The organism is Halanaerobium sp., from assembly GCF_003070835.1.
The window spans coordinates 1-4936 of sequence record NZ_QBLR01000258.1 but is presented as its reverse complement, the minus strand read 5'-3'; the positions used below and the strand labels follow the sequence as shown (position 1 = coordinate 4936).

Here is a 4936-nt window from a genome sequence, read left to right as displayed (position 1 = left end):
AAACTCTGGAATAAGAAATCTTATTATAGCTCCTGAAGGAGTAAATAAATATGTCTATCCCATTAAAAATAATAAAGAGGCTGTAGGGCATAATTTATTAGAAGATAAAAGGCCTGAAGTTAGAAAAGCTGTAAATGAAACAATTGATAGCAAAAAACCTGTTGCAAGTGGTCCTTATAAACTAAGACAGGGAGGAGACGGAATTATCTTAAGAAAGGCTATTTATAAAAATAACAATTTTTGGGGTTTAGTAACTATGGCTTTAGATATGAGCCCAATTTATGAATATGTGAAATTAAAAAATGAAAATTCCTCTCTAAAGATAGCACTAAAAAGAAAAGAAGAAGTATTTTTTGGAGAAAATAATATATTTGAAAAAAATCCAGTGAATTTAACTTTATCATACCAGGGGGGAAAGTTTATTATAGCAGGTATCCCAAATAAAGGCTGGAATAAGTCGATTGAAAATAATTTAATAATGTTTAGAAAGGTACTTTTTGGTATTATATTTCTATTAGCAATTATAACTTACATATTATCTTATAGGAGCTTTAAAGTTCAAGCTTTAGTTGAAAATAAAACGAAACATTTAAAAGAAATGAATTCCCTTATGCAAGAAAAAGAAAGGATCATTACAGAAGAAAAAAACAACATTGAATATCTTTCTTTACATGATTATATAACTGGCTTGTATAACAGAAGATATTTCGAAAACGAGTTAAAACGACTTGAGTCTTCACGGAAATATCCAATCACAATTGTCATTATTGATCTAGATGGACTCAAAGTTATTAATGATAATTACGGTCATAAAATGGGTGATCAATATATAATTAATACCGCAGAGATATTAAAGTCAACTGCTAGAACAGAGGATATAATTGCTCGCATTGGTGGAGATGAATTTGCAATAATTTTACCAACAACTAATCATAAAGAAGCGGAAAATTTCTGTCAGCGACTACAACAAAATATTAATGAATTTAATAAGGGTGAAAAACTGGTAAAACCTTTATCTATTTCACTAGGATTTGAAGTAATGGAAGATAGTCATCAGAGCTTAAGTGAGGTTTTTAATAAGGCGGACCAGAAGATGTATATTAATAAAGGGAGAAAATAAGGTGAAACAATTTATTGAGTTTATGAAAAATTAGGAGAGGTGCGAGTAATATGAAGGAGAATTATAATTTTTATAACATTATAAAGTCATTAAGTTATGCAATGGATTTAATCAGTAAAACTTTAGTTGGCCATCATAAAAAAGTAGCTTATGTAAGCTATAGATTTGGCTTAAAGTTAGGTTTAGACATCAAAGAAATGAAAAAATTAATTGCAGCTTCTTTGCTTCATGATTTAGGTATATTTTATTTAGATCAGGAATATCAGGATTTAAATTCTGATGATGAAAATAATTTTCATGCTGAAGTAGGATATAAACTGCTTGAGCAAAACTGTTTTGACCCTGAAATTGCTGATATTATTAGATATCATCACCATGATTATTCTAATAATCAAAATCAGTTAAGCAATATTATCCATCTTGCAGATCGAATAGTCGTTTTAATTTCAGATGGTAAATCAGTTTTAAATCAGGTTAATCATATAAAAAAAGTTATTGAGAACAATAAAGAACGATTTTGTCCTGAGTGTCTAAAATTATTTCCAGAACTAATAGAAAATGAAGCATTTTGCCTGGATATAATTTCTGAGAAAGTGATAAGTAAGGAGCTGGATAACTTTTTCGAAGATATTGACTGGAAGATGGATCTGGATGAATTAATTAATGTATCCAAATTAATCAGTCATATTACAGATTTTCGCAGTCCTTTTACTGCTGCTCATTCTCAGGGACTTGCTGCAGTAGCACCTGCTTTAGCAGAAAAGTATAATTACAGTAAAAGAGAATGTAAAGAAATTAAGGCTGCAGCTTACCTACATGATATTGGAAAATTAATGGTACCAACTGAAATCTTGAATAAAAAGGGAAAGCCTACAAAGAAAGAATGGAACATTTTAAGGAGTCATACATATTATACTTACCAGGCACTATCTACCAGTCCCAAATTAGATAAAATTAGAAATATGGCAGCTTATCACCATGAAAAGTTAGATGGTACTGGGTATCCATTTCAACTTGATAAAAAGGATTTAAATTTAAGTGAAAGAATTATGGCAGTGGCAGATATTTTTACTGCAATTACTGAAGATAGGCCTTACAGAAAGGGCATGAAAAAAAATAAAGTTGAAAAGATTTTGACAGAAATGAGTCTCAGTAATAAAATTGATAAAGATATCGTAGCAACCCTTTTAGAAAATTATAATGAGATTAACCAATTACGAATAGAGAAACAGAAGAATGCCAGTGATTATTATCAAGATTTTAGAGAAAAAATTAATGAGAAAAGGTTGTTTTATTTATTAAAAGAAACATCCAATGAATTATATAAATAGGAATCGTTATTTTAAAAAGCAGAGTAAATTATAAATTATATTTAAAATTTTGATGTAATTTAAGGATATAGGATTGCCAAAAAAGGGGGAAAGTTATGAAAAAAATAAATTTATCATTAAGGAATTTACTACTTTTAACTATCAGTCTTAGTATGATAATCATAATTTCGGTTTTAAGCTATTTTATTTATTCTAACATGTCAGCAGTGATTAAAGAACAGGAAAAAGAAAAAATTAATGCAATTTCAACAACAATGAAGATAAAATTAAACGACATGCAGGAAGAGGGAGAAATTGCAATCAGTTTGGTTGCTAAAAATACTGCAGTTCAAAAGGCATTTGCTGAGAGAAATAGGGAACTGCTTAAAGAAATGCTTTTAGAATCTTACCAGGACATAAATGAAGAAATGGCTCAATTTCATTTTCACCTACCTGACTCAACTTCTTTTTTAAGGTTACATAATCTAGAAAAATATGGAGATAATCTTTCATCTTTCCGTTTTACAGTCAATCAGGCAAATGAAAATAAAAAATTAGTTTCTGGAATTGAAGAAGGGAGAGGAGGATATGGTTTACGGGTAGTTTCTCCTATAGAATATCAGGGGGAACATTTGGGAACTGTTGAATTAGGGTCAAGTCTGGGCTCAGGTTTTTTAGAAGAAATCAAAACACAATTTAATGGTGATTATTATCTTTACTCCCTTACAGATAAGGAGAATATAAGCTGGGAAGAAGATAGCAGCAGCTGGATAGCAAGTACAGAAGATAATGATCCTTATGAAGTTAGTGGACAGCTAATTTCCCGTTTAGAAGAAGGGGAAACTATTATTGAAAGTCGAGGTAAAAGTAATCTTCTTTTACTACCGTTTAAAGATTATCAGGGAAAAGTGAGCGGATATTTCAAAGCTGCTTTTGATCGCAGTCAGTTAGTAAATAGCTTAAATACACTGGCCAGAAATGTTATTATTTTTGCTCTGATTGGAATTTTAATTACTTTAATTATTACTTTCTATATTTCAAAGAAGATCTTTGATCCCTTAGAAGATTTTGAAGGTATGTTTGCTGCTTTAGCACTTGGTAATTTAAATGTTTCATATCCAATTAAAACAGTAAAGTGCTCAGAAATTATGGATTGTGGTGAAGAAAGCTGTCCTGATTTTGATAGAGATGGTGTAACCTGCTGGTTTGATGTAGGATCTTATGCACCTGAGTTTGGTAAAGAAGTACACTGTCCTAAAATAACAACTGGAGAATATGAAGACTGTACTGAATGTAAAGTCTATAAAGAAGTAAATAAAAATGAAATAGAAAAATTGGGTGCCTGGTTTAATAAATTTGCAGATGTACTACGCGACTTGATTAGAGATATGATGGATATGTCAAATAATCTATCTGCTTCCAGCCAGGAATTAACCGCAACTGGAGAAGAATTGTCAGCATCTGCTGAAGAAATTGGTGATGCAATGCAGACTGTGGCTTCTGGAGCGGAGGAACAGTCAGCTCAGGTTGAAGAAACATCTGCTACTATTGCAGAACTAAGAGAACAGATTAAGTCCGTTAATCAAAATTCTGATAATATGACAGAAAGATCTGAAAATGTAATGAATAATATTGAATCGGGTAATCAGGCTCTAAATAGTTCTGAAGAAAGTATTTCTCGGGTTAAAAATAATACTAAAACAACTGCAGAAGCTATTGATTCATTAGGTCAGTCTTCAGAAAAAATAGGTGAAATAGTTAATTTAATCAATGGAATTTCTGAACAGACAAATCTTTTAGCCTTAAATGCTGCTATTGAAGCTGCCAGAGCAGGAGAAGCTGGAAGAGGTTTTTCAGTAGTGGCAGAAGAAATTAGAGAGCTGGCAGAACAGTCGTCTAATGCAACTGATGATATAGCTAAATTAATTAAATCAATTCAAAAAGATGTTGAAAAAGCGGTAGAAAATATGGATGAAAATGAAGAAGCCGTAGAGGAAAGTGTGGAGGCAATAAATGTAACAGCTTCCTCTTTTGGAAAAATAACAAATGAAGCTGAAGATTTAGAGACTTTAATTATTAATATAAGAAATGAAGTCGAAAAAATGAATCAAAATAGTGTTCATGTGAAAAATTCAGTGGATGAGATTGCTGATGTCAGTGAACAGGCAGCTGCTAATGCAGAAGAAGTAGCTGCTTCCAGTGAAGAACAGGCTGCTTCAACTCAAACAGTTGTAAATGCTTCAGAAGAATTGGTTGATATGGTTGAAAAATTAAATAATATTGTTTCCAGATTTAATTTTGAGGATAAAGAATAAATTATCATTTAAAACCAAAGTTAAAATTAAGCTCGGTACTAATAAAGGAGTTTTCCTCTTTTCATTAACCATAATATCTGCAGGGAAACTCCTTTATTATATGATATGCTCACAAATACTTTTTTGTGGTAAAAAATTATATAGGTTAGTTGATAATTTCTACTTAATCCAGGTTACAACTTCAGATAGGT

3 protein-coding genes are annotated in these 4936 nt (G+C 31.0%); all 3 read left to right on the top strand.

Annotated features, from left to right (window positions below; genetic code table 11):
- A partial coding sequence (locus tag CI949_RS16795; protein ID WP_290768454.1) for a sensor domain-containing diguanylate cyclase occupies positions 1-1120 on the top strand: 1120 nt, incomplete at its 5' end.
- A 50-nt stretch (positions 1121-1170) separates the two neighbouring features.
- Complete coding sequence (locus CI949_RS16790) at positions 1171-2451, top strand: HD domain-containing phosphohydrolase (RefSeq protein WP_290768452.1); 1281 nt, start codon at positions 1171-1173, stop codon at positions 2449-2451.
- Positions 2452-2546: 95 nt separating this feature from the next.
- Positions 2547-4745: a methyl-accepting chemotaxis protein gene (locus CI949_RS16785; RefSeq protein WP_089655304.1), complete on the top strand. Its 2199-nt coding sequence runs from the start codon at positions 2547-2549 to the stop codon at positions 4743-4745.
- Positions 4746-4936: the final 191 nt, after the last annotated feature.